The organism is Blastococcus saxobsidens DD2, from assembly GCF_000284015.1.
In the GTDB taxonomy this organism is placed as follows: domain Bacteria; phylum Actinomycetota; class Actinomycetes; order Mycobacteriales; family Geodermatophilaceae; genus Blastococcus; species Blastococcus saxobsidens_A.
In genome coordinates, this window is record NC_016943.1 from 203,983 (window position 1) to 224,773 (window position 20,791).

Consider the following 20,791-nt stretch of genomic DNA (forward strand, 5'->3'; position numbering starts at 1 on the left):
CTCAGCACCTCCTGGTGGTGACGAACAGGGCGAGCTCGGTCAGCTCCCGGTCGACGTCGACCGGCACCGCCGCGTCGGCCAGGGCCTCTAGAGCCAGCCGGGTGTGCCGGTCGGCCTCGGCCTCGGCCCAGGCCCGCCCGCCGGCCTGCTCGACGAGGTCGGCGGCGAGGTCGAGGTCGGCGCCCTGCTGCGGCGCGCCGGTGGCGAGCAGCGACCGGAGCCGGCCGGCCGCGGGCGTCCGGGCGGCCAGCGCGGCGACGACGGGGCCGTTCTGCTTGCGCGTCCGGAGGTCCGAGCGCGGGGGTTTGCCCGTGTCCGCGGGATCGCCCCAGATCCCGAGCAGGTCGTCCACGAGCTGGAAGGCCAGCCCCAGGTGGGTGCCGAACCGCGCCAGCGCCGCCGCCTGGGCCGGCGGTGCGCTCCCGACCAGAGCACCCGCACGGACCGAGCAGGAGAGCAGCGCCGCCGTCTTGCGCCGGGCCATCGCGAGGTACTCCTCGACGGAGACGTCCAGCCGCTGCTCGAAGGCGAGGTCGTCGGCCTGGCCGCTGATCAGCTCGGCGGTCGCCTCCGTCAGGCAGCGGCTCACCTCCCACGCCCACGCGGCCGGCCGCTGCTGCAGCAGCTGGGAGGCCAGCGCCAGGAGGGCGTCCCCCGTCAGGATCGCCCGGGCCGGCCCGAAGGCGGCCCAGGCCGTCGCGCGGTGGTGGCGGGTCTCGTCGCCGTCCATCAGGTCGTCGTGCAGCAGCGAGAAGTTGTGCACCAGCTCCACGGCCGCGGCCACGGGGCCGGCGTCCACCTCGTCGGCGCCGGCCGCTCGGGCCCCGAGCAGGGTCAGCGCCGGGCGCAGCGCCTTCCCGGTCGCCGTCGTTCCCCGGCCGTCGAGATCCCGCCAGCCGAAGTGGTGCTCGGCCACCTCCCGCAGGGACGGCGCCAGGCCGGCCACCGCCCCGCGCAGCCACGGGTCGACGAGGGTCCGCGCGGCCGGCAGGTTCGGCGGCAGCGTGGCGGTCATCCCGGCGCTCCGAGGAGGGCCGGCGGCCGCGCGTCCTGGAGGGCGGCCCGTGCAGCCGCCCGGCCGCTGCGGACCGCGCCCTCCATCGTCGCGGGCCAGTCGGTGCGGGTCCAGGCTCCGGCGAGGGCCAGGCCGGGGAGGCGCGTCCGCGGGCCCGGCCGCAGTTGCAGCGTGCCCGGGGCCTGGCGGAAGGTCGCGGCCGGCTCCCGGGTGACGAACGCCTCCGTCACCTCCGCGGTCCGGGTACCGGGGACGAGTGCGTGCATCGCCGGCAGGTACTGCGCGAGCAGGTCTGCGGTCGGCCGGCCGATGTCCGCGTCGGCGGCCGACACGGACAGCGCCAGGTACTGGCCGGAGTCGAGCCCGGCCGCGGCCGTGCGGTCGAACACCCACTGGACGGGGGACTCCACGGCGGCGAGGAACGGGGAGGTGGTCACCGGCCGGTCGTAGACGACGTGGACGTTGACGATCGGGGCGCTGCCCAGGGCAGCGGGGGCGGCGGGCGCCGCCAGAGCGCCTGCCGGCATCAGGCCGGCGACCGCGTCGGAGGGCACGGCGAGGACGACGGCATCGGCGGGGAACGCCGCGTCGCCGGTCCGGCTGCCGGCCAGCACGGTGAACCCGCCGTCCCCGTCCGGCCGGACGGCGGACACCTTCACGCCGCACCGGACGTCGGCGCCCAGGGCGGCCAGTGCCCGTGCCGCCGGCTCTCCGTGGAGCCGGGAGAGCGGCACGGTGGCGTAGCCCAGGTCTGCGGCCCCGCGCTCGGCGAGCAGGCCGCGCTGGACGACCGTGGCCGCCAGGGCGAGGGAGGCGTCGGCCGCCCGGGCGTTGAGGGTGGCCACCGTCACCAGTTCCCACAGCCGCTCGACGGCGGCCGGGCTCTGGCCGTGCGCCGCCAGCCAGGTGCCGAAGCTGACCGCGTCGACGTCCGGGTCGTCGGTCCGCAGCCGGCCCAGGGCGAGGGCCGCACGGACGGCGTGCGACCGGTCCCGGGGGGACAGCAGCCGGTACCCGGCCAGCGCCCGGGCCAGGTGCAGCGGAGCGGGGAGCGCACCCCGGCGCAGCCGCGCCGTCTGCCCCGAGCCGGTGACCACCGGGACGTCCAGCCGGTCCTGGAGAACCGTGTCGCTCTCCACGCCGAGGCGGCGCAGCAGGCCGCGGTAGGCGGTGCAGCAGCGCAGGAACACGTGCTGACCGTTGTCCACCTCGAGGGCTCCGCGGCGGAACGAGTGGGTCGCCCCGCCCAGCCGCGGGCTCCGTTCCAGCAGCGTGACCTGCGCTCCGGCGTCGCCCGCCTCGAGCGCCGCGGTCAGACCCGCCAGCCCGCCACCGACGACGACGACCCGGGGGTGGCTCACGGCGCCCTCCCCGCCAGCGCCTGCACGGCGACCGCCAGCTTCTCGCGCACGGGGAGGGACACCCGGGTGTGCACCACCTGCTCGGGTGCGGCGTCGATCTTCTCCAGCAGCCGCCGGTAGATCCCCGACATCGCCAGGCAGCAGGCCGCGCTCCGCCGGTCGAGCAGCGGGATCAGCTGCAACCCGGTGGCGTACCAGTCCCGTGCCCGGTCCGCCTCGGCACGGACCAGAACGGGCACCCGATCGGCGTGCGCGGTCAGCGTCGACAGCTCTCCGGGCACCAGGGCGATCCCGTGCGCGGCGAGGTCCTCGGCGGGCAGGTAGACCCGGCCGTTGCCCAGGTCCTCACGGATGTCGCGGAGGATGTTGGTGATCTGGAGACCCACACCCAGGGCGTCGGCGAGCGGAGCGGCACCCTCGGGATCCGCCGTCCCGAACACGCCGAGGGACAGCCGCCCGATGGATCCGGCCACGTGCTCGCAGTAGTCGACCAGGTCGTCCATCGTGCGGTACGCCCGGCCCTCGACGTCCATCTCCACGCCGTCGATCAGGTCGTCGAAGGCGGTCAGGGGGAGCTGCATCCGGACGGCGGCATCGTGCAGCGCGACGCTCACCGGGTCGTCGCGGTGGTCGTCGAGGGCGTGCAGCTGGTCGCGGACGGCCGACAGCAGCCGGCGCTTCTCGGCCGGGGTCAGCGTGGTGTCGTCGCCGATGTCGTCGACCCGGCGGGCGAAGGCGTAGATCGCCGACATCGCCCGGCGCTTGCCCGTCGGCAGCAGCCGGATGCCGTAGGAGAAGTTGCGGGCCTCCCGCCGGGTGATCTCCTCGCACCTGCGGTAGGCCGACGCGATGCGCCGCGGGCGCCCGGCCGCGGCCCGGGGGGCCAGCAGGATCCGGATCGTCTCGGCCGTGATCTGCCGCCGCGTGGGCCGCGGGGGAGCCGCCAGCACGTCGTGGCCGGCCGCCCGGATCGCCCGGATGGCGGCCCGCCCTCCGGCCACGAATCCGGCGGTCAGCAGCCGGGCCTCACCCGGCAGCGTCGCCACCAGCGGCGCCCCGGCGTCCAGGAGCTCCTCGGCCCGGTCCACCTCGCACGCCAGCAGCCGCCGGACCTGTGGCCCGGCCCGGCCGGCCGCAAGGTCGTCCTCGGTGACCCCGAAGCGGGCGAGGTCCTCCAGCGGCAGGTAGATCCGGCCACGGCGCAGGTCCTCGGCGACGTCCTGGCAGTGCTCGACGATCTGCAGGGCGGTGCACACGTCGGACGCCAGGGCCAGCCGCTCTGGTGTGCCGGCGTTGAAGACGTGCAGCACCAGCTCTCCGACGGGGACCGCGGACAGCCGGCAGTACGCGAGCAGCTCGTCGAACGTCGCGTACCGGTCGACCACCTGGTCCTGGAGGTTGGCCCGCACGAGGGCGTCGAGTGGCGCGACCGGCCAGGCCCGTCCCGTGGCGGCCAGGTCGGCGACGGGGCACAGCCGCGCCTCGCCGACCGGTAGACGTCGGAGATCGTCCCGGATCCCCTGAAGCAGCTCGGTCCTCCGCGCCCCATCGCGCCCTCCGGCCCGGTCCGACTCGTCCAGCGGCTCGTCGCCCACGTCGTCCACGAAGCGGGCGAACCGGTAGAGCGCCTGCAGGCTCCGGCGGCGAGACGCGTGCAGGAACGGCGGCGCCACCGGGAAATTCTCCCGGACCGGGCGTGCGTGGATCCGCTCCGCCAGGCCGTGGAGCGCGGCCGGCACCGGGACGGCGGCCTCCTGGGCGGTCACGGGTGACCGCCGGTCGGCCGGCCCCACGACCGGGCAGTCGGGTGGTGCGTCCTCATGGATGCTCCCTTCGCCGGGCCGGGGGGCCTCGGGTGCGGTCGGACGGCCGTGCTCGCGGTGCGACGCAGGCGCTGGTCAGCCGAGGCGTCGCGCCAGCGCACCGTAGAGCGGGGGGGCTGCCCCGTGCAGGCGCGCGGGCAGCCGTAGCCAGGCAGGGACGAACATCTCCGCGCGGTTCCGCTCGATCGCGCGCACCACGGCCCGGGCGACCCGCTCGGGCGGGACCGGCCGCGGCCACCGGCGGTCGTAGGGCCGGCCGCGCCGGGTGAAGAAGGGCGTGTCCACGACTCCCGGCAGCACCGTCGACACCCCGACGCCGCGTCCGGCCGTCTCCGCGCGGACGACCTCGGCGAACGCCCCGATCCCGGCCTTGGCCGCCGAGTACGTCGCTTCGCCGGGGACGCCGACCGCGCCGGCGATGGAGCCGAGGAACACCAGGTGCCCCCGTCGCCGCGCGAGCATCCCCGGCAGGATCGCCCGGGTGAGCTCGATCGGGGCCCACAGGTCCACCTCGAGGAGCCGGCGAGCCTCCTCCGCGGACATGGTGGCGAGGTCACCCGCCCAGCCGATGCCGGCGGCGTGCACCACGACGTCGGCGGCCGCCCCGGCCGCGGCGACGGCGGTGAGCCCTGCGGGATCGGCGAGGTCCGCCTCCAGCGCGGTTCCGCCGGTGGCGTCGGCGACCTCGGTGAGCGCCCTGTGCTCCCGGCCCACGAGCAGGAGCCGGGGCGGCCGCCGCCGACCCAGCTCGAGGGCCACCGCGCGGCCGATCCCGCTGGAGGCGCCGGTGACGAGGACCGTGGTCCCTGCGAGCTGCACGGTCCCGGTCTAGCCCAGCCGGGGACGGACCGCACCGGGGAGCGGGCTCCTTCCTCCGCGACGGCGACCAGCAGGTCGGTGCTGTCCTGCTCGACGACGGTGCGGGGCGGGCCGACCACGGCAAGGGTCGCCACGTGTGCCGGTGGTGGCTGGAGGGGTCGGAGCCGAAGCTGTCCCACCAGGGCCGGAGCCGCCGGCCAGGACGACACGCGGGGACGCGACCCGGGCCCGCCGAGGCGCACCGACGCAGCGCGTCCGGCCAGCCCGGCACCGGTGGCCTTGAGCACGGCCTCCTTGCGGGTCCACAGCGTCAGTGCCCTGCGGACGGCGTCGGTCCGCGCCTCCCGGCCCGCTGCCGAGCCGGCGAGGGCGGCGGCGCCGGTCTCACCGGCCACCCGGAAGATCTCGTCGGCCGGGAGGTCGATGTCGACGGATTCCACGTCGATGCCGACCGGCATGTCCAGGGCCAGGGCGACGGCCACGCACCCGCCCGAGTGGGTCACCGACAGCTGCATCCTCGAAAACCCGGCGATCCGGGGCCGCCCGTGTGCCTGTCCGCACCCGTCGCAGGACCGCCGGACGTCGACCGCCCGGGGGGCCAGCCCCAGGGACCGGCCGGCCACGGTCCGCAGCAACGCCGCTGCGGCCGCGCTCCGCAGCCGGTCGGCAGCCCGCCGGTGGGCGGCGGCGCGCCGGCGCTCGCCGTCGGACAGCAGTGCCCCGAGCGGCGGGAGCGGGCGGTCCAGCCGCACCCAGTGGACGTGCACGCTGCCGGGTTCCGGCCAGGCCGGCCCACGGCCGGTCCCCGGACCGGCGCTCACCGTTTGACCGCCAGGGTCAGTCCGTCGGCGACCGGGATCATCGCGACGTCGACCCGTGGGTCCGCCGCGAGCTGGTCGTTGAAGGCGCGCATCACGGCGGCGTCCCCCTGCGACCGGGGGTCGAGCACCTCGCCGCCGAGGAGGACGTTGTCGAAGGCCAGCAGCCCTCCGGCGCGGGTGCGCGGCAGCAGCTCGTCGAGGTAGCCGGGGTACCCGGCCTTGTCCGCGTCGACGAAGCAGAAGTCGAACTGCTCGTCCGGCGGCAGGGCGCGCAGCGTGTCGGCGGCCGGGCCCAGGCGCAGGTCCACCCGGTCCGCCAGGCCGGCCTCCTGCCAGGCCTCCCGGGCGATGTCGGTGGCGCGCTCGCTGATGTCGAGGCACAGCAGGCGTCCGCCGGGTTCCAGTCCGCGCGCGATCGAGATCGACGAGTAGCCGGTGAAGGTGCCGACCTCCACCGCGTGCGTCGCCCGGACCAGCCGCACCAGAACGGTGAGCAGGCCGCCCTGTTCGGGCGCGATCTGCATGCGGGCCAGCCCGCCGTACTGCCGCCGGGTGCGCGCGGCCAGCGCCGCCTGTGCGGGGTGCGCCGGCAGGCTGTGCGTCAGCACGTAGTCCACCACCTCCGGCGTCGGGGAGATCCTGAGCGACCGGTCGTGGGCCTCCGTCACCCGGCCACCGCCCGGGCGCGGCCGGCTCCGCCGCCCGGGGGGCCGGCCGGTTCCGCCCGACGGGATGTCGGGGCCACGGGCCGCGCGGTCAGCGGCGGCCGAACCGGGCGGAGACCTTGGACTTCTGCTGCATCTCCTCCTTGAGGTGGGAGTACATCAGCGCGCCGGTGCACGCGGCGGTGATCGTGTGCAGCACCCGGCCGGTCTTCACCCGCCGCGCCACCTCAGGCGGGTCCTCCGTCGTGGCCACCGCCGTGACCGCAGTCCCGGCGGTTCCCGGGCCCTGTTCCAGCTGCTTCAGCGACTTGTCCCGCGCCCGCATGGCAGCGACCGCCGCGCCGAGGGCCGTGCCGGTGAGGCAGGCGCGCAGCGGGCTCTCCGGCCCCTCGGTCAGCCACCGGGGCATCCCGTCCTGGAACGGCTTGCCGTCGAACCGCACCAGCCCCTGCCCGACGACGTATGCGGTGACCGCGCCCGCGGTCAGGCCGCGCGTCCCCTTCCACCCGGCGTCGACCACCCGGTGCCGTTCGCGCATCTCGGAGATCGCATCGGGGATCGCGTGGCCGAGCACGCCCAGCCCCATCAGCGAGCTGCCGAACCAGGCGGCCAGGCCCATGTCACGGACGGCGCGGTAGTTGACCTCGGGCGGGTTGCGGAACATACGGACTCTCCTCACGTGGGTGATCGGGCACCCGGGCGTCCCCCCGACGCGGGCAGACCGGGGAACGGCCTCCGGAGTGGTGTGCACCACCACCATCGTGGGATGTTGGATAGATCACAAGTCATGGGCGCAGGTCAGCGAGGAGAAAGGTGAGTCGCCGGTGGAGCCGATGACACGCGCCCCTGCCCAGCCGGACCACGCGGAAGCGGTGCTGCTGCGCGCGATCTACGAGGACGTGCTCGGGGCCGGGCACGTCGACGAGGGGGAGGGCTTCTTCGTCCTGGGCGGCTCGTCCCTGCTCGTCGAGATCCTGCTGGAGCGGGTGCGCGCCCGGTTCGGGGTGACGGTCGCGGTGGAGCGCTTCTACGCCGAGCCGACCCTCGCCGGGTTGCGGCGGCTGGTTCAGCCGCCTTCGGCGCCCGATCCCGACCGGCCGGGGCTGGCCGGGCTGCTGGCCCGGGCCGCGGCGCCCGACCCGACCCGGCCGGCCGTCGTGGGGCCGGACGGCGCGCTCTCCTACGCGGAGGCGGCGGCGCTGACGGAGCGCGCGGCCGCCCGGGCGGCGGAACCGCCGGCACCGCGTGCGGTGCGGCTGCCGACCACGGTCGACGGGGTGCGGACCGTGCTCGCCGACCTCGCCGCGGGGGTGCCGGTGCTGGTGCTCGACCCGGCCGCCACGGCGGCCGAGGAGGCTGCCGCCCGGGAGGCCTTCGACGGTGAGTTGCGGGCCGGCGGCCGGCTGGCGGGAGCCGGGCCCGTGCACGGCCTGGCCACCTCCGGCTCCACCGGGCGACCGAAGGTGGTCCTCTCGCCGACCGACGGCACGCTGCTGGTCCGCCTCCGGCAGGCCGAGGACGTCGGCATGGTCCCCGGGGACGTCTACCTGGTCACCGCTCCGCTGCACCTCTCCTTCGGCCTGGGGGGCGGCCTGCTGGCCGGGCTGCTCGGCGGCGTGACGGTCGTGCTCCCCCCGCTGCCCCTGACCCCCGACGGCCTGCGCCGGGCCGCCGAGGAGCAACCGCCCACCCTGACGATGGGGGTGGGGCTGGCCTACCGGTTCCTGCTGGCCGCCGGTGCCCGGCTACCGGCCCTGCGGCGTGCGGTGATCGGTGGTGAGCCGCTGCCGCCCGGCCTGGACAGCGTCTGGGAGGAGCGGACGGGTGTGCCGCTGACCGACTCCTACGGCACCAGCGAGACCGGCCACGTGAGCACGAACGTCGAGGGGGTCGCCGGGTCGGTCGGGCGGCCGCTGCCCGGGGTCGAGGTGCGGCTGACCGGGGAGCACGACGCCCCCGGGGGGACCGGCGCCGGCGAGCTCCTGGTGCGCTCACCGGGCCTGGCCCGCGGCTACGCCGGCGATCCGGAGCTGACCGCCGACCGGTTCCGGGACGGCTGGTTCGCGACCGGTGACCTCGCCGAGGTCCGGGAGGACGGGCACCTGCTCCTCCGCGGACGGCTGGACGACCAGCTCAACGTCGGGGGCAGCAAGGTGGACCCGCGGGAGGTCGAGGCCGCGTGCCGGGAGTCCCTGGGGCTCACCGACTGCGCGGTCGAGGGCATTGCCCTGGAGTCGGGCCGGACGGAGGTCTGTGCCTACGTCGTCGCCGACCACCCGGTGCGCCGAGCCGACCTGGTCGCGGCTCTGCGGGACCGGCTGTCCGCCCACAAGATCCCCACCCGCGTGGTGCAGCTCGACGCGCTGCCCCGCGGTGCCGGCGGCAAGATCCGGCGAGCGGACCTGCCGCGGTGACCGCGGACCGGCCCGCCGGCACCGGTGGTCCCGCGGTCGTCGGCGACCGGGACGTGGCCGCGCGCCTGGCCGGGGGAGACCTTCCCGACGTTCCCCTCGCGGTGCTGCAGGAGGGCCTGCGGCTGCCGCTGCACGACTACCTCGGGCTGGTCCTCGCCGGGCTGCGGCCCGTGGTGGTGGAGATGCCGCTGACCGAGCGCACCCGCACCCGGGCCGGCCCGCTGCACGGCGGCGCGCTCGCCACGCTGGTCGACGTCGCCGGCAACGTCGCGGTCGCCACGGGGGGCGCGCTCGACGTCACCCGGTACGGGCTGGTCACCGTCCGGGCCGAGATCGACTTCCGCGCGCAGCCGGACGGCGAGGCCGTCCGGGCCACGGCGGAGGTGCTCGAGGTGGGGCGCCGGACCGCATGCAGCGAGTGCGCGGTCACCGATGACGCGGGCCGCGTGGTGGGCCGCGCCGTCGTGACCTCGCGCCTGGTGCCGCACCGTGGCGTCGCCGGGACCGGCCTGGACGGCCCCCGGTGCTGACGGCGCCGGCGCCCGCCGCCGGTCTCCTCCTGTCCTGGCCGCAGGAGGTGCTGTGGCTGGCGGAGCGCATGCGTCCCGGCACCGTCCTCGACCCGCGCTGCGGGATCGGACGGGCGTTCGCCTTCGCCGCGGAGCCCGACCTGGACCTGCTGGGCCGGGCGCTGACCGCGGTCGTCGAGCGGCACGACGCCGTCCGCACCCTGCCCCGCCGGGACGGCGACGACCTGCACCTGGACCTCCGCCCCGCGAGACCGGTCGCGGTTCCGGTCGGCCGGCTGCCCGCCGGGGCGCGGGACGACGACGTCCGCCGCGCCGTCCTCGCGGCCGGCACGGCCCCGTACGACCTGGTGCACGGGCCGCTGGTGCGCGCGGTGTGGCTGCGCGGTGACACCGGCGGGGTCCTCGTCCTGGGGCTGCACCACTGGGCCGGTGATGCCGCGGCGCTGGACGCCCTGCAGCAGGAGACGGCCGAGCTGTACGCGGCCCTGCGAACGGGGGACCCGCTGCCACCCGCGCCGCCGCGCTACGCGGACCTCGCGGCGGCCGGCCGGAGCCGGCCGGCCGACGGGGCGGAGGAGCTGCACGCCTGGTGGCGGGCCGAGCTGACCGGCCTGCGCCGGGCGGCCCTGCCCGGGGACGCCGGGCGGACGGCCGGGAGCGCCACCGCACTGCTGGCCCGGCCGCTGGACCCGGCCGCCTCGGCCGCGCTGCTGCAGCTGACCGTCGAGCACCGCGCGTCGCCGTACATGGTGCTGCTCGCCGCGCTCGGGGCCGTCCTGGACGACGGCCGGGACGCCGACGCCCTCGACGGGACGGTGTTCACCGTCGACGGCGGCCGGTCCGGCGCGGCGCGGCGGACGATCGGCTTCCTGTCCGAGCCGCTGCCGCTGCGGCTGCGCCTGGACCGCTCGCTGCCGCTGGGCGCGGCGGTCGGGGCGGTGCGGGGCACCGTGCTCGGCGCGATGGGCCACCGCGGCGTGCCGTTCCTGGAGCTGCTCGGGTCCGCGCCGCGCCTGGCCGTCAGCCTGCTGCGCGGCAGCCGGCCGGCCACCCTGGTGCAGTACTTCACCCTCACCGACCTGGACCTGGCCGGGCTGCCGGGGCGGGTCCTGCCCACCTTCCCGGCCACGGACGACGGCGAGCCGCACCCGTGGGCGCTGCCCATCGACCTGGACCTCACCGTCGAGCGGCGCGGGGCCGAGCACGGCGTCGCGGTCCTGTACGACCCCGGCCGGTGGTCCCGGGCCGACGTCGCCGCGTCGCTCGACACGCTCGAGGACGTGCTGCGGCGCGGCCGCACGGATCCGGGCCGGCCGCTGGGCCGGCGCCGGCCGGAGGGGGCGTCGTGACCGCCACGGACGTTCCCCTGCGGCCGGCCGACTGGTTCCCGCTGCACCTGCACGACGCGGCCGACCACCACGCAGGCCTGGCGGCACACCGCGCCCGGACGCCGGTGGAGCCGGTGACCGCCCTCGGTACCGCCGAGCGGGTGTGGGCGGTGTACGGGTACGACGACGCGCTGGCCGTGCTCACCGACGTGGAGCGGTTCTCCGTCGGCGTCGTGGAGCAGCGCTACGGCGCCGTCCTCGGCCGTTCCATGCTCACCGCGGCTCCGACGGTGCGGCGGGCGCTGCGCCGGGTCGTCGGCACGCACCTGCACCCGGGCTCGGCCGGGACGGCCGAACTGGTGGAGGCGGTGGTGGCCGCGCGCGTCGACGACCTGGCGGCGGTGCCGGGCGGGCCGGTGGACCTGGCCTCGCCGTTCGCCGGGCAGGTACCCGCGCGGGTCCTCGTCCGCCTGCTCGGGCTGCCCGAGGACGAGTGGGTCGGTGTCGCCCGGCTGGCCGCGGCGGCGGCCGGCCTGCTGACCGATCCCCGCGCGGCGCTGCGCGCCACCCGGGCGCTGCGCCGGTCCCTCACCGACCACGTCCGCGCCCGCCGGGCGGACCCGGGGGACGACGTCGTCACGGCCCTCACCCGGGTGGACGTCGACGGCCGGCCGCTCGAGGAGGCCGAGGTGGTGGCCTCGCTGCTGCTCCTGGTGTGGGCCGGCACGGAGACCGCCTTCCCCGCGATCCTCACGTGCCTTTACGCGCTGCTCGGCCATCCGGACACCGAGGCCGCCGTGCGGGCCGACCCCGGCCTGCTGCCGGCCGCGGTCGACGAGGCGTTGCGCTGGGAGTCGCCGGTGCAGGTGACCTCCCGGAGGGCGGAGCAGCCGGTCACCCTCGGGAGCACCACGATCCCAGCCGGCGCCACCGTCCTCGTCCACCTGGGCGCGGCGAACCGGGATCCGCGTCGCTTCCCGCACCCCGACCGGTACGACATCGGGCGGCCGACCCGCCCGGGCGCTGCGGCGCACCTGGCCTTCGGGTCGGGGGTGCACCGGTGCCTGGGCTGGCAGCTGGCCCGGGTGGAGGTCGTCGCCTGCGTGCGTGCCCTGCTCGACCGGTTCCCGCGGTTGCGCCTGGATCCGGGCTCGCCCCCACCGGAGGGGCAGGTGCTGCGGAGTCCCCGGAGCCTGCTCGTCCACCTGTCCTGACCACCCACGACCACTGGAGGAGCCCGTGCCCTCGGTCGCCCTGCGCCCGACGATGACCCTCGGCGAGGTGGTCGGAGCCGCCACGGAGGGATCCGGCGACGCGTGGCTGGCCGCGGACGGCGACGTCCTGACGCTGCAGCAGCTGACCGCTCGGGCCGGGGACCTGGCGGCCCGGCTGCGCGGCGCTGGTGTGGGCCCGGGTGACCACGTCGGGCTCCTGCTGCCGAACGGGACCGGCTACGTGGAGGGCTTCTTCGCCACCATCCTGCTCGGCGGTGTGGTGGTCCCGCTCGACGGCGGTCTCACCGAGCGCGAGCTGGGGGAGATCCAGGAGGTGCTGCCGCTCCGGGCGACCCTCGCCGACCGCGGTCGACCCGGAGCCGGCCGGCTCGACGTCGTCCTCTCGGACGGGGTGTGGCAGATCCCGGGCGCACCCGATTCGGTTCCCGGCCCGCCGGCGCCACGGCAGCGGGACGACCCGGCCGCCGTCTTCTTCACCTCCGGCACCACCGGCGCACCGAAGCCGGTGACGCTGACCCACCACGGTCTGGTGCGCCCGCTGATCGCCCTGCAGCGGCTGCACGGCGCCTTCTTCAGCGGCTCCCCCCTCGAGCGGGTCCGGCGGGTGGCCACGGTGACCTCGCGGCACGGCACCAAGCTGCTGCGCGCCGCCGGGCGGCAGACCTGGCTCACCGTGAGCCCGTTCCGGAGCATGGCCGGCCACCAGGTCCTCACCGGATCGCTGCTGCTGGGCCACAACCTGGTGACCTCGGCCGGGTTCTCCCCGCGCCGCGTCCTGGAACTGGTCGACCGGCACCGGGTCAACGTGCTGGCGGGCACCCCGGCCATGGCCGAGCTGCTGCTCCGGATCGAGGACCTGTCGCGCTACGACCTCGGGTCCCTGCTCGTGCTCGGCCTCGGGGGTGGGCCGACGGCTCCGGACCTGGTCGAGCGGGCCCGCGACCGGCTCGGCTGCGCCGTGACCGTCGGGTACGGCTCCACCGAGCTCGGCGGCGGGGTGCTGGCCACCCGGCTGGAGGACTCCCTGACGGCCCAGGCGGAGACCGTCGGGCGTCCGTTCCCCGGCACCGAGGTGCGCATCGTCGACGGGTCGGGGGCGGACGTGCCCGCCGGCACCCCCGGCGAGCTGCTGGCCCGGCCACCCGGATCCGGTGCGGATGCGCCCTGGCACCGCACCCGGGACCTCGGCGTCCGTGACGGATCGGGGAACATCCGCATCCTCGGCCGGGTCGACGACCTGATCGTGCGGGGCGGGCAGAACGTGCACCCGCAGGAGCTGGAGCGGGTCCTGGCAGAGCTGCCGGCCGTCCGGCGCTGCGCCGCCGTCGGGGTGCCCGTGCGCGGCGACCAGCAGGTGTGGGTGTTCGTCGTCCCCGCCGAGGGGCAGGAGGTCACCGCCGAGGAGATCCGCCGGCACTGCCGGGCGAACCTGTCGCCGGCGAAGCAGCCGGACCGGGTGCGCGTGGTGGAGACCCTGCCGGTGAACGAGTACGGCGAGATCCGCCGCAACCTGCTACGTGAGCAGGCTGCGGGCGGACCGGTCGCCGTCGGAGAGGAGAACGGTTCATGAGGAGGAGGCCACCCCTGTCGGTGACCGCGTTCCGCGACCACCTCGGCGAACAGCTGGAGGTCGACCTGGCCGCGGCCGGGCCGGGCAGCCGGCTGGGCGACGACCTCGAGCTCGACTCGATCCAGCGGCTGGAGGCGCTGGTCGCCGTCGAGGACCTCGGCGTCCACCTGGCGGACGACAGCGTGGGGCCGGAGCAGACCCTCGGCGGCCTGCACGAGCTCTACCTGCGCGCGCTCCAGGAGCCGCCCGTCGACGACTCCGCCGCCCCGGCGGCGGACGGTGGCCGCTGACGGCGGCTCAGACACTGCGGATCAGGTGGCGGAAGAAGCCCGCGCCGCGGTGCAGCGCAGCCACCGAGATCCGCTCGTCGGCGGCGTGCAGCGCGGCCAGCTCACCCTTGCTCAGGTCGAACGGCATGAACCGGTAGACGCTGTCGCAGATCTGGCTGAAGTGCCGTGAGTCGCTGGCCTGCACCATGACGTACGGGGCGACGGTGGCGTCCGGGTACGTCGCCCGCGCCGCGGCGCTGATCAGTGCGAACGCCTCGTTGTCGGCCCGCGACACCGGTGAGGGGTCGTTGCCGGACACGACGCGCAGCTCCACCGACGGGTCGTCGATCACCCTCCGCAGCCGGTCCACCGTCGACTGCACCGTCTCACCCAGCGCGATGCGGATGTTCAGGTGCGCCACCGCTCGGGTGGCGAGCACGTTGGCCGCCCGGCTGCCCTCCAGGCGGGTGACGGCGACCGTCGTCCGGACCATCGCGCCCGCCTCGCGACCGGCCCGCGCCAGGAGCGCGGCGAGCACCGGCCGGAGCTGGGCCGCATGGGAGAACAGCGCCCGGTACCCGAGCGGCGCGCGCCGCCCCACGGCGTCGACCATGCCCAGGACGACGTCGTGCAGCCGGGCGGGGAACGGGTGGTCCTCGAGCGCGAGGATCGCCCGCGCCAGCCGCGCCGGGGCGCCACTCCGGACCGGGGCGGACGCGTGCCCGCCGGCGTCGGTGGTGATCAGCTCGACGTCCAGCAGGCCCTTCTCCGCCAGTCCCACGACGGCGACCTGACCGGGGACGCCGGGGAACATCCCGCTGACCACGGCCCCGCCCTCGTCGACGACGGCCCAGGGCACGATGCCGCGGTCGGTGAACGCCGCCACGGCCAGCCGGGCCCCGACGCCGGCCACCTCCTCGTCGTTGCCGAAGGAGAGGTAGACGTCCCGCCGGGGTGCGAAGCCGTCGGCGACCAGGTTCTCGACGGCCTCGAGGATCGCCACCATCGAGCCCTTGTCGTCGATGGCACCGCGGCCGTGCACGTAGCCGTCCTCGATCGAACCGGAGAACGGGTCGCGGCTCCACTCCTGCCCGGCCACCGGGACGACGTCGTAGTGCGCCATGAGCACCAACGGCGGCTCGTCGGTGATCCCCCGCCAGCGGTAGAGCAGCGCACCGTCGCCGAGCTGCTCGCGGTCCAGCGCCGCGTGGGTGCGCGGGTACAGCTCGGCCAGGCGGGCGCGGTACCGCTCGAAGACGGACCGGTCCACCTCGGCGGCGTCCCGGGAGGAGACGGTCGGGATGCGGATCAGCTCGGCGAGGCGGCCGGCCGCGCCCTCGGCGTCCAGCCCGGTCAGGTCGACGGGGCCGACCGGCAGCTCCTCCGGCCGGAACCGGGCCACCCGGCGGGCGGTGGTGGTGGCGGCCGCCGCGGCGGCGGCCAGCGTGAGCGTGCGCTTCATGTTCTGGGCTCCTCGGGGACCGACGGATCGGAGAAGGCGAGCTTCGGGACGACGAGCAGCGCCAGCGCCGCCAGCAGCGCGGCCGTGCCGCAGACCACCCACACCGTGAGGTAACCGGACAGCGATCCCGCGGTGCCGAGCGTCCCGTCGGCCAGCAGCGGTGCGCCGGAGGCCAGGGCGATGGCGAACGTCGCCGAGGCGAACGACCCGCCGAGCACCTTGGTGGTGTTGGTGAGGCCGGTGGCCACCGCCGTCCGGCCGACCGGGGCGGCCGCGGCGGCGGCCGCCGGCAGCGCTGCGACCAGCGCGCCCGACCCGAGCCCGGCGACGGCGATGCAGGCCAGCATCTGGCCCAGGGTGTCGTGGAAGGGCACGAGCAGCAGGTAGCCGACGCCGGTGAGGGTGGCCGCGCCGATCAGCGTGTGCCGCGGGGTGGTGAGCCGGCTGACCCGGGAGAACTGGCTGGCGCCGATCAGCATGGAGACGACGTAGGCGCCGATGACGATCGACACCTCGCTGGTGGTCAGGCCCAGCCCGTAGCCGTAGACCTCCGGGTCGGTGCGGGCGAACGTGGACAGCGGCCCCTGGGCGCCCAGCACGCTGATGCCGAACAGGCCGGCCGTCAGCTGCACCGGCCACATCGACGAGCTGCGCAGCACCCGGAAGTCCACCAGCGGGTCCTCCTGGCGCAGCTCGTACCGCACGAACGGGACGAGCAGCAGCAGGCCTGCGGCGGTGACCGCCCACGGCCAGGCGGCGTCCTCGTTGAGCCGCACGAAGCTCAGTCCACCGGTGATGACCAGCAGGACCAGGCTCAGCAGGGCGGCGCCGGTGGCGTCGACGCTGCCGCCGGTGCGGTCCTGGCTCTCCGGCACCCGGAGGGCCACGATGACGCAGACGCCGACGACCAGGACCAGCGGGGCCATCAGCACGATCCAGAACGAGTCGGCGAGGCTCTGCCCGATCTGCCCTCCCGCCAGGGCGCCGGCGATGGCACCGGCCTGCAGCGCCGCCACGATCAACCCCGTCGCGCGCCGGGTCTGGCCGGCCGCGCCCGGTGTCCGGCGCGACCGGTCCCAGATCAGCGCCACCTGCAACGGGAGCCAGACCACGTACATGCCCTGCAGCGCCCAGGCGACGAGGAACAGCGCGAAGCTCTGCGCGAAGGCCAGCACGACCGTGGAGAGCGCGACGACCACGGCGGACCAGAGCAGCACCCGCCGGTGCCCGTACAGGTCGCCCAGCTTGGCGAGCACCGGCACCGCGATCGCCGACAGCATCAGCTGCGCGGCCTCCAGCCAGTTGACGTCGGCGTCGTTGACGTCGAGGTACCGGGCGATGTCGGTGAGCAGCGGGACGTAGTAGCCCTGCAGGACGCCGCTGGTGAACTCGACGAAGACCAGGTAACCGACGAGCCCGCCGCCGATCCCCGCGATCCGGCCCGTTCGCCGGGCCGTCTCCGTGCGTGCCACCGCGGGCGTCCCTTCGCCGAGGCGCCGGGCCGGCGCGCGAAGTTGGCAGCGTAGTGGCCGCCGTCACCACCCCGGACCTCGTGTGCGGGGAGTCCCTCGGGGGCTGGTCAGAGGGGAGCGCGGGAGACCGGGCAGGACATGCACCGCGGGCCGCCGCGGCCGCTGCCCAGCTCCGAGCCGGCGATCCGCACGACCTCGATGCCGGCCGCCTCGAGCGCGGCGTTCGTGACGGTGTTCCGCTCGTAGGCCACCGTCAGCCGAGGGGCCAGCGCGAGGGTGTTGTTGCCGTCGTCCCACTGCTCGCGCTCGGCGGTGACCGGGTCGAGGCCGGTGTCGATCACCCGGAGCTGGTCGATGCCCATCGCGGCCGCGGCGGCGGTGAGGAACGGCTGCGGCCCGGTGACGGCGAGGTCGGTGGTGTCGGTGTCATCGGCCGGGTGGGTGGGGGAGCCATCGGTGGCGCGCACCGTCCACGCGACGAGCGAGTCGGCGACCGCCGGGTACATCACCATCGCGTCGACGTCGACCATCGTGGCGATGGTGTCCAGGTGCATCGTCGCCCGCTCCTGGGCGATCGGGACGACGAGCACGGTGTGCGCCAGGCCGCGGGCGAACAGCCGCCGGGCCAGCCGCTCGGCGCCTCCGGGCGTCGTCCGCTCGCCGACGCCGACGGCCACCACCCCGGGGGCGAGCAGCAGGACGTCGCCGCCCTCGAGGTGCTCCAGGCTGGACGCGTACAGCTGCTCGGCGCCGGCGAACCGCGGGTGGTGGGTGTAGATCGCGGCGGTGATCGTGCTCTCCCGGTGCCGCGCCGGCATCGCCAGCGACGTCACCGCCACCTCGTCGCCGATCCACACCGACGAGTCGCGGGTGAACAGCAGGTTCGGCAGCGGCGGGACGACGAAGTCCGAGCGGTCCATCAGCTGGTAGGCCAGCCCGTGCCCGCGCAGCTCCTCGTGCGCCACGCCCGCGATCAGCGCCGACGCGAGGTCCTCGGGCGCGAGCCCGGCCAGGTGGCGGGTGGCGTCGCGCTGCAGCGTCGCGCCCAGCCGGGGGTCGTCGACGGCGGCGCCGATCAGCTCGGCGCGGGCGGCCGGGAACGCGAGGACCTCCGCGAGCAGGGTCGCCAGGTGCAGCACCTCGACCCCGCGGTCGGTGAGGGCCTGGGCGAACGCGTCGTGCTCCTCCTGGGCGCGTGCCACCCACGGGACGCCGTCGAAGAGCAGCTGGTCGTTGTTCCGCGGCGTCAGCCGGCGCAGCTCCGGGCCCGGCCGGTGCAGCAGCACGGTGCGCAGCGGGCCGACCTCGCTGGTGGCGCCCAGGGGTGCGGCGGAGTCGATCACGCACCACAGGCTGGCACACCTGGCGCGGGCAGCGCCGTCCCGGCGGTCCGGACCGCCTCGTTAGGGTGCCGGGAAGGGCGCCGACGACGGCGTCCCGACCGCCCCGACCGGAGGTATCCGTGGACCTGTTCGACCTGACCGGCAAGGTGGCCGTGGTCACCGGTGGCACCCGCGGCATCGGCCTGATGATGGCGCGCGGGCTGCTGCAGGCCGGAGCGAAGGTCTACATCAGCTCCCGCAAGGCCGAGGCCGGCGACGCCGCCGTCGCCGAGCTGTCCGAGTTCGGGACCGTCGTCTCCGTCCCGGCCGACCTCTCCACCGAGGCCGAGTGCCTGCGGCTGGCCGAGGAGGTCGGCCGCCACGAGGAGAAGCTGCACATCCTGGTCAACAACGCCGGCGCCACGTGGGGCGAGCCGCTGGAGACCTTCCCCGAGTCGGCCTGGGACAAGCTGCTCGACCTGAACCTCAAGTCGCCGTTCTTCCTGACCCGCGCGTTCCTCCCGAAGCTCGAGGCTGCGGCGGCCGACGGCGACCCGGCGCGCATCGTGAACGTGGGCAGCATCGACGGCCTGCACGTCAACCCGATGCCGACCTACTCCTACGCCGCCAGCAAGGCCGGGCTGCACCACCTCACCCGGGTGCTGGCCAAGGAGCTGGGGCCCAGGCGGATCACCGTCAACGCCGTCGCGCCAGGGCCGTTCGAGTCCAAGATGATGGCCGCCACGCTCGACGCGTTCGGCGCCGAGATCGCCGCGAAGGCGCCGCTGGGCCGCATCGGCCGCCCCGACGACATGGCCGGCGTCGTCGTGTACCTGTCCTCGCGGGCCGGCGCCTACGTCACCGGCGCGGTCATCCCGGTGGACGGCGGCATCGCGACGACCGCCTGAGCCGCCGCGTCGCGCGTCCTGGCTCACCATGCGGGGTCCTGGCTCACGGTCGACGGTGAGCCAGGACCCCTGTTGATCAGGTCACCTGATCAACGAGGGCGGCGGGCTCAGTCGGGAAGGAGGACGCCGGGGTTGCAGATCCCGTTCGGGTCCAGCCGCTGCTTGACCGCCCGCAGCACCTCGACGCCGAGGGGGCCGACCTCCCGCTCCAGCCACGGCCGGTGGTCGGCGCCCACGGCGTGGTGGTGGGTGAGCGTGCCGCCGGCGGCCAGCAGCGCGTCGGTCGCCGCCCGCTTGGCGGTGAGCCACTGCTGGATGGGCAGCGCGTCGTCGCGGTCGGCGAGCACCGTGAAGTACAGCGAGGCGCCGGTGGGATAGCCGTGCGAGAGGTGGGTCATCACCAGCGGCGCGTGCCCGCCGCGGGTCAGCGACTCGCGCAGCGCCCGGCGGGTGGCGTCGTACACCGTGGGCAGCGCCGTCCAGGTGGCCGCCGTCTCCAGCGTCTCCACCAGCAGGCCGCCGTCCAGGAGCCGGTCGCGCAGGTAGGGGGCGGAGAACCGGTTCCGGCGCCACGACTCGCCCACCCGGCGGCCGAGCCGGACGGCGCCGCCGTCGCGCAGCAGCGAGGCCGCCGCCCGCTGGCGGGCGCGGACCAGGTCCGGCAGGCCCTCCCAGCCGAGCACGAGCAGGCAGCCCTGGCCGTGCCCGCGGGCCCGCAGGCTCCCGCGCAGCGCCTTCGCCCCGGCACCTGCGGCCATGAGCAGGTTCGCGCGGGTCTCGTCGGAGTCGGAGAGGCGGACGACGTCGGGCAGCAGGTCGTGCCGGGCCAGCCGCTGCATCGCGGCCAGGCCGGCGGCCCAGGTGCGGAAGGACCAGCCCTCGTAGGAGCTGGCCGGGGGCCTGGGCCGCACCCGCAGCCGGAGCTCGGTGATGATCCCGAGCGTGCCCTCCGAGCCGAGCGCCAGGCCGAGCAGGTCGGGGCCGGCGGCCGACGCCGGCGGGTGCCCGAGCTCCAGTACGCCCGACGGCGTCGCCAGCGTGACACCGGCGACCAGCTCGTCGAACCGGCCGATCCCGGTGGAGGACTGCCCGGCCGAGCGGGTGGCCGCGTAGCCGCCCAGCGTGGCGAACTCCCAGCTCTGCGGCAGGTGACCGAACGTCAGGCCCTCGCGGCCCAGCACCTCCTCCAGCGCGGGCCCACGCAGCCCCGGCCCCACGGTGACCAGGGACGACGGCACGTCGAGCGCCTGCACCGACGCCATGCGGGAGAGGTCGACGGCGACCGTCGGCCGGTCGTCGGCGTCCACCCCGGCCAGCCCGCCCACCACGCTGGTGCCGCCCCCGAAGGGCACCACCACGATGCCGCGCGCGCTGCACAGTGACAGCAGCGCGGCGGTCTCCTCGGTGGTCCCGGGGCGGACGACGGCGTCGGGGGCCTCGGAGGCGTCGCCCTCGCGCCGGCGCAGCAGGTCGAGGTAGCTCTTGCCGCCGGCGTGGCGCAGCCGCGACTCCCGGTCGGTGCTCACGGCGTCCTCGCCGAGCAGTTCGATCAGCGCGGTGCGGGCGGCATCGGGCAACCGGGAGGGCCCGAGCCGGATCTCCGCCACGGGGACGGCCGGAGTCGGCCGCGGGGTCCAGCCCAGCTCGCGGCCCAGGTAGCGGCGCGCGGCCTTGGGCACCGCCGCTTCGAGGCCCGCGGACCCGTCGTCGGCGGGGCGCGGGCCCCAGCCCTGGATCGTCAGTTCCGGCTGCTCGGACACCGCTACAGTCTGCCGGT

At 76.2% G+C, this 20,791-nt stretch carries 17 protein-coding genes and 1 pseudogene; 7 read left to right on the plus strand and 11 right to left on the minus strand.

The genetic code is table 11. The features are described from left to right. Position 1: 1 nt before the first annotated feature. The 7 genes and pseudogenes from BLASA_RS00920 to BLASA_RS23190 form a co-directional block, all read right to left on the minus strand. Positions 2-1,015 carry a polyprenyl synthetase family protein gene (locus tag BLASA_RS00920; protein WP_014374108.1) on the minus strand — a complete coding sequence of 338 codons (1,014 nt, stop codon included), beginning with the start codon at positions 1,013-1,015 and terminating at the stop codon, positions 2-4. After that, on the minus strand, positions 1,012-2,376 hold the full coding sequence (hpnE, locus tag BLASA_RS00925; RefSeq protein WP_014374109.1) for a hydroxysqualene dehydroxylase HpnE: 1,365 nt from the start codon (positions 2,374-2,376) through the stop codon (positions 1,012-1,014). Before hpnE ends, BLASA_RS00920 begins: the two co-directional genes overlap by 4 nt. Beyond that, entirely contained in the window at positions 2,373-4,142 is a 1,770-nt protein-coding gene (gene hpnC / locus BLASA_RS25435) for a squalene synthase HpnC (RefSeq protein ID WP_014374110.1), read from the minus strand. Before hpnC ends, hpnE begins: the two co-directional genes overlap by 4 nt. Before the next feature lie 132 nt (positions 4,143-4,274). Beyond that, the gene (locus BLASA_RS00935) at positions 4,275-5,018 is read right to left on the minus strand and encodes an SDR family NAD(P)-dependent oxidoreductase (protein ID WP_041775535.1); all 744 of its coding nucleotides are present in this window, start codon (positions 5,016-5,018) and stop codon (positions 4,275-4,277) included. A gap of 269 nt (positions 5,019-5,287) precedes the next feature. After that, positions 5,288-5,533, minus strand: a pseudogene (locus BLASA_RS26465) (4'-phosphopantetheinyl transferase family protein); the annotation flags it as partial. A gap of 302 nt (positions 5,534-5,835) precedes the next feature. Further along, positions 5,836-6,507 carry an O-methyltransferase gene (locus tag BLASA_RS00945; RefSeq protein WP_014374113.1) on the minus strand — a complete coding sequence of 224 codons (672 nt, stop codon included), beginning with the start codon at positions 6,505-6,507 and terminating at the stop codon, positions 5,836-5,838. Between the two features lie 88 nt (positions 6,508-6,595). Further along, positions 6,596-7,168: a hypothetical protein gene (locus tag BLASA_RS23190; RefSeq protein WP_014374114.1), complete on the minus strand. Its 573-nt coding sequence runs from the start codon at positions 7,166-7,168 to the stop codon at positions 6,596-6,598. 169 nt (positions 7,169-7,337) lie between these two features. Here BLASA_RS23190 and BLASA_RS00955 point away from each other — a divergent pair, with 169 nt between their 5' ends. From BLASA_RS00955 to BLASA_RS00980, 6 genes are read left to right on the plus strand one after another with little or no spacing between them, the layout of a single operon-like run. Further along, the gene (locus BLASA_RS00955) at positions 7,338-8,918 is read left to right on the plus strand and encodes a class I adenylate-forming enzyme family protein (RefSeq protein ID WP_166486432.1); all 1,581 of its coding nucleotides are present in this window, start codon (positions 7,338-7,340) and stop codon (positions 8,916-8,918) included. Continuing rightward, complete coding sequence (locus BLASA_RS23195; RefSeq protein ID WP_014374116.1) at positions 8,915-9,448, plus strand: PaaI family thioesterase; 534 nt, start codon at positions 8,915-8,917, stop codon at positions 9,446-9,448. The genes BLASA_RS00955 and BLASA_RS23195 overlap by 4 nt, the downstream gene beginning before the upstream one ends. Further along, entirely contained in the window at positions 9,442-10,797 is a 1,356-nt protein-coding gene (locus BLASA_RS00965; protein WP_014374117.1) for a condensation domain-containing protein, read from the plus strand. Before BLASA_RS23195 ends, BLASA_RS00965 begins: the two co-directional genes overlap by 7 nt. Continuing rightward, the gene (locus BLASA_RS00970) at positions 10,794-11,990 is read left to right on the plus strand and encodes a cytochrome P450 (protein WP_014374118.1); all 1,197 of its coding nucleotides are present in this window, start codon (positions 10,794-10,796) and stop codon (positions 11,988-11,990) included. The genes BLASA_RS00965 and BLASA_RS00970 overlap by 4 nt, the downstream gene beginning before the upstream one ends. A 25-nt stretch (positions 11,991-12,015) precedes the next feature. Continuing rightward, positions 12,016-13,581: a class I adenylate-forming enzyme family protein gene (locus tag BLASA_RS00975; RefSeq protein ID WP_014374119.1), complete on the plus strand. Its 1,566-nt coding sequence runs from the start codon at positions 12,016-12,018 to the stop codon at positions 13,579-13,581. A 20-nt stretch (positions 13,582-13,601) separates the two neighbouring features. After that, on the plus strand, positions 13,602-13,871 hold the full coding sequence (locus BLASA_RS00980) for an acyl carrier protein (RefSeq protein WP_014374120.1): 270 nt from the start codon (positions 13,602-13,604) through the stop codon (positions 13,869-13,871). Between the two features lie 7 nt (positions 13,872-13,878). Here the strand turns inward: BLASA_RS00980 and BLASA_RS00985 are convergent, their stop codons facing one another. The 3 genes from BLASA_RS00985 to BLASA_RS00995 form a co-directional block, all read right to left on the minus strand. Further along, positions 13,879-15,312, minus strand: a complete 1,434-nt coding sequence (locus BLASA_RS00985) for a M20/M25/M40 family metallo-hydrolase (RefSeq protein WP_014374121.1) — start codon at positions 15,310-15,312, stop codon at positions 13,879-13,881. Further along, positions 15,309-16,784 (minus strand): MFS transporter, encoded by a 1,476-nt coding sequence (locus BLASA_RS00990; protein ID WP_014374122.1) that lies wholly within the window; start codon positions 16,782-16,784, stop codon positions 15,309-15,311. Before BLASA_RS00990 ends, BLASA_RS00985 begins: the two co-directional genes overlap by 4 nt. 107 nt (positions 16,785-16,891) lie before the next feature. Continuing rightward, on the minus strand, positions 16,892-18,127 hold the full coding sequence (locus BLASA_RS00995) for an arginine deiminase (RefSeq protein ID WP_014374123.1): 1,236 nt from the start codon (positions 18,125-18,127) through the stop codon (positions 16,892-16,894). Positions 18,128-18,246: 119 nt separating this feature from the next. Between BLASA_RS00995 and BLASA_RS01000 the strand changes: the two genes are divergently transcribed. Then, positions 18,247-19,014, plus strand: coding sequence for an SDR family oxidoreductase (locus BLASA_RS01000; RefSeq protein WP_014374124.1), 768 nt, complete (start codon positions 18,247-18,249; stop codon positions 19,012-19,014). Positions 19,015-19,121: 107 nt separating this feature from the next. Here the strand turns inward: BLASA_RS01000 and BLASA_RS25440 are convergent, their stop codons facing one another. Continuing rightward, the gene (locus tag BLASA_RS25440; protein ID WP_014374125.1) at positions 19,122-20,774 is read right to left on the minus strand and encodes an FAD-binding oxidoreductase; all 1,653 of its coding nucleotides are present in this window, start codon (positions 20,772-20,774) and stop codon (positions 19,122-19,124) included. Positions 20,775-20,791: the final 17 nt, after the last annotated feature.

Coding starts and splice junctions, on each gene's coding strand:
- BLASA_RS00920 (WP_014374108.1), bottom strand. CDS start 1,015: ATGACCGCCACGCTGCCGCCGAACCTGCCGGCCGCGCGGACCCTCGTC.
- BLASA_RS23190 (WP_014374114.1), bottom strand. CDS start 7,168: ATGTTCCGCAACCCGCCCGAGGTCAACTACCGCGCCGTCCGTGACATG.
- BLASA_RS00955 (WP_166486432.1), top strand. CDS start 7,338: ATGACACGCGCCCCTGCCCAGCCGGACCACGCGGAAGCGGTGCTGCTG.
- BLASA_RS00985 (WP_014374121.1), bottom strand. CDS start 15,312: ATGAAGCGCACGCTCACGCTGGCCGCCGCCGCGGCGGCCGCCACCACC.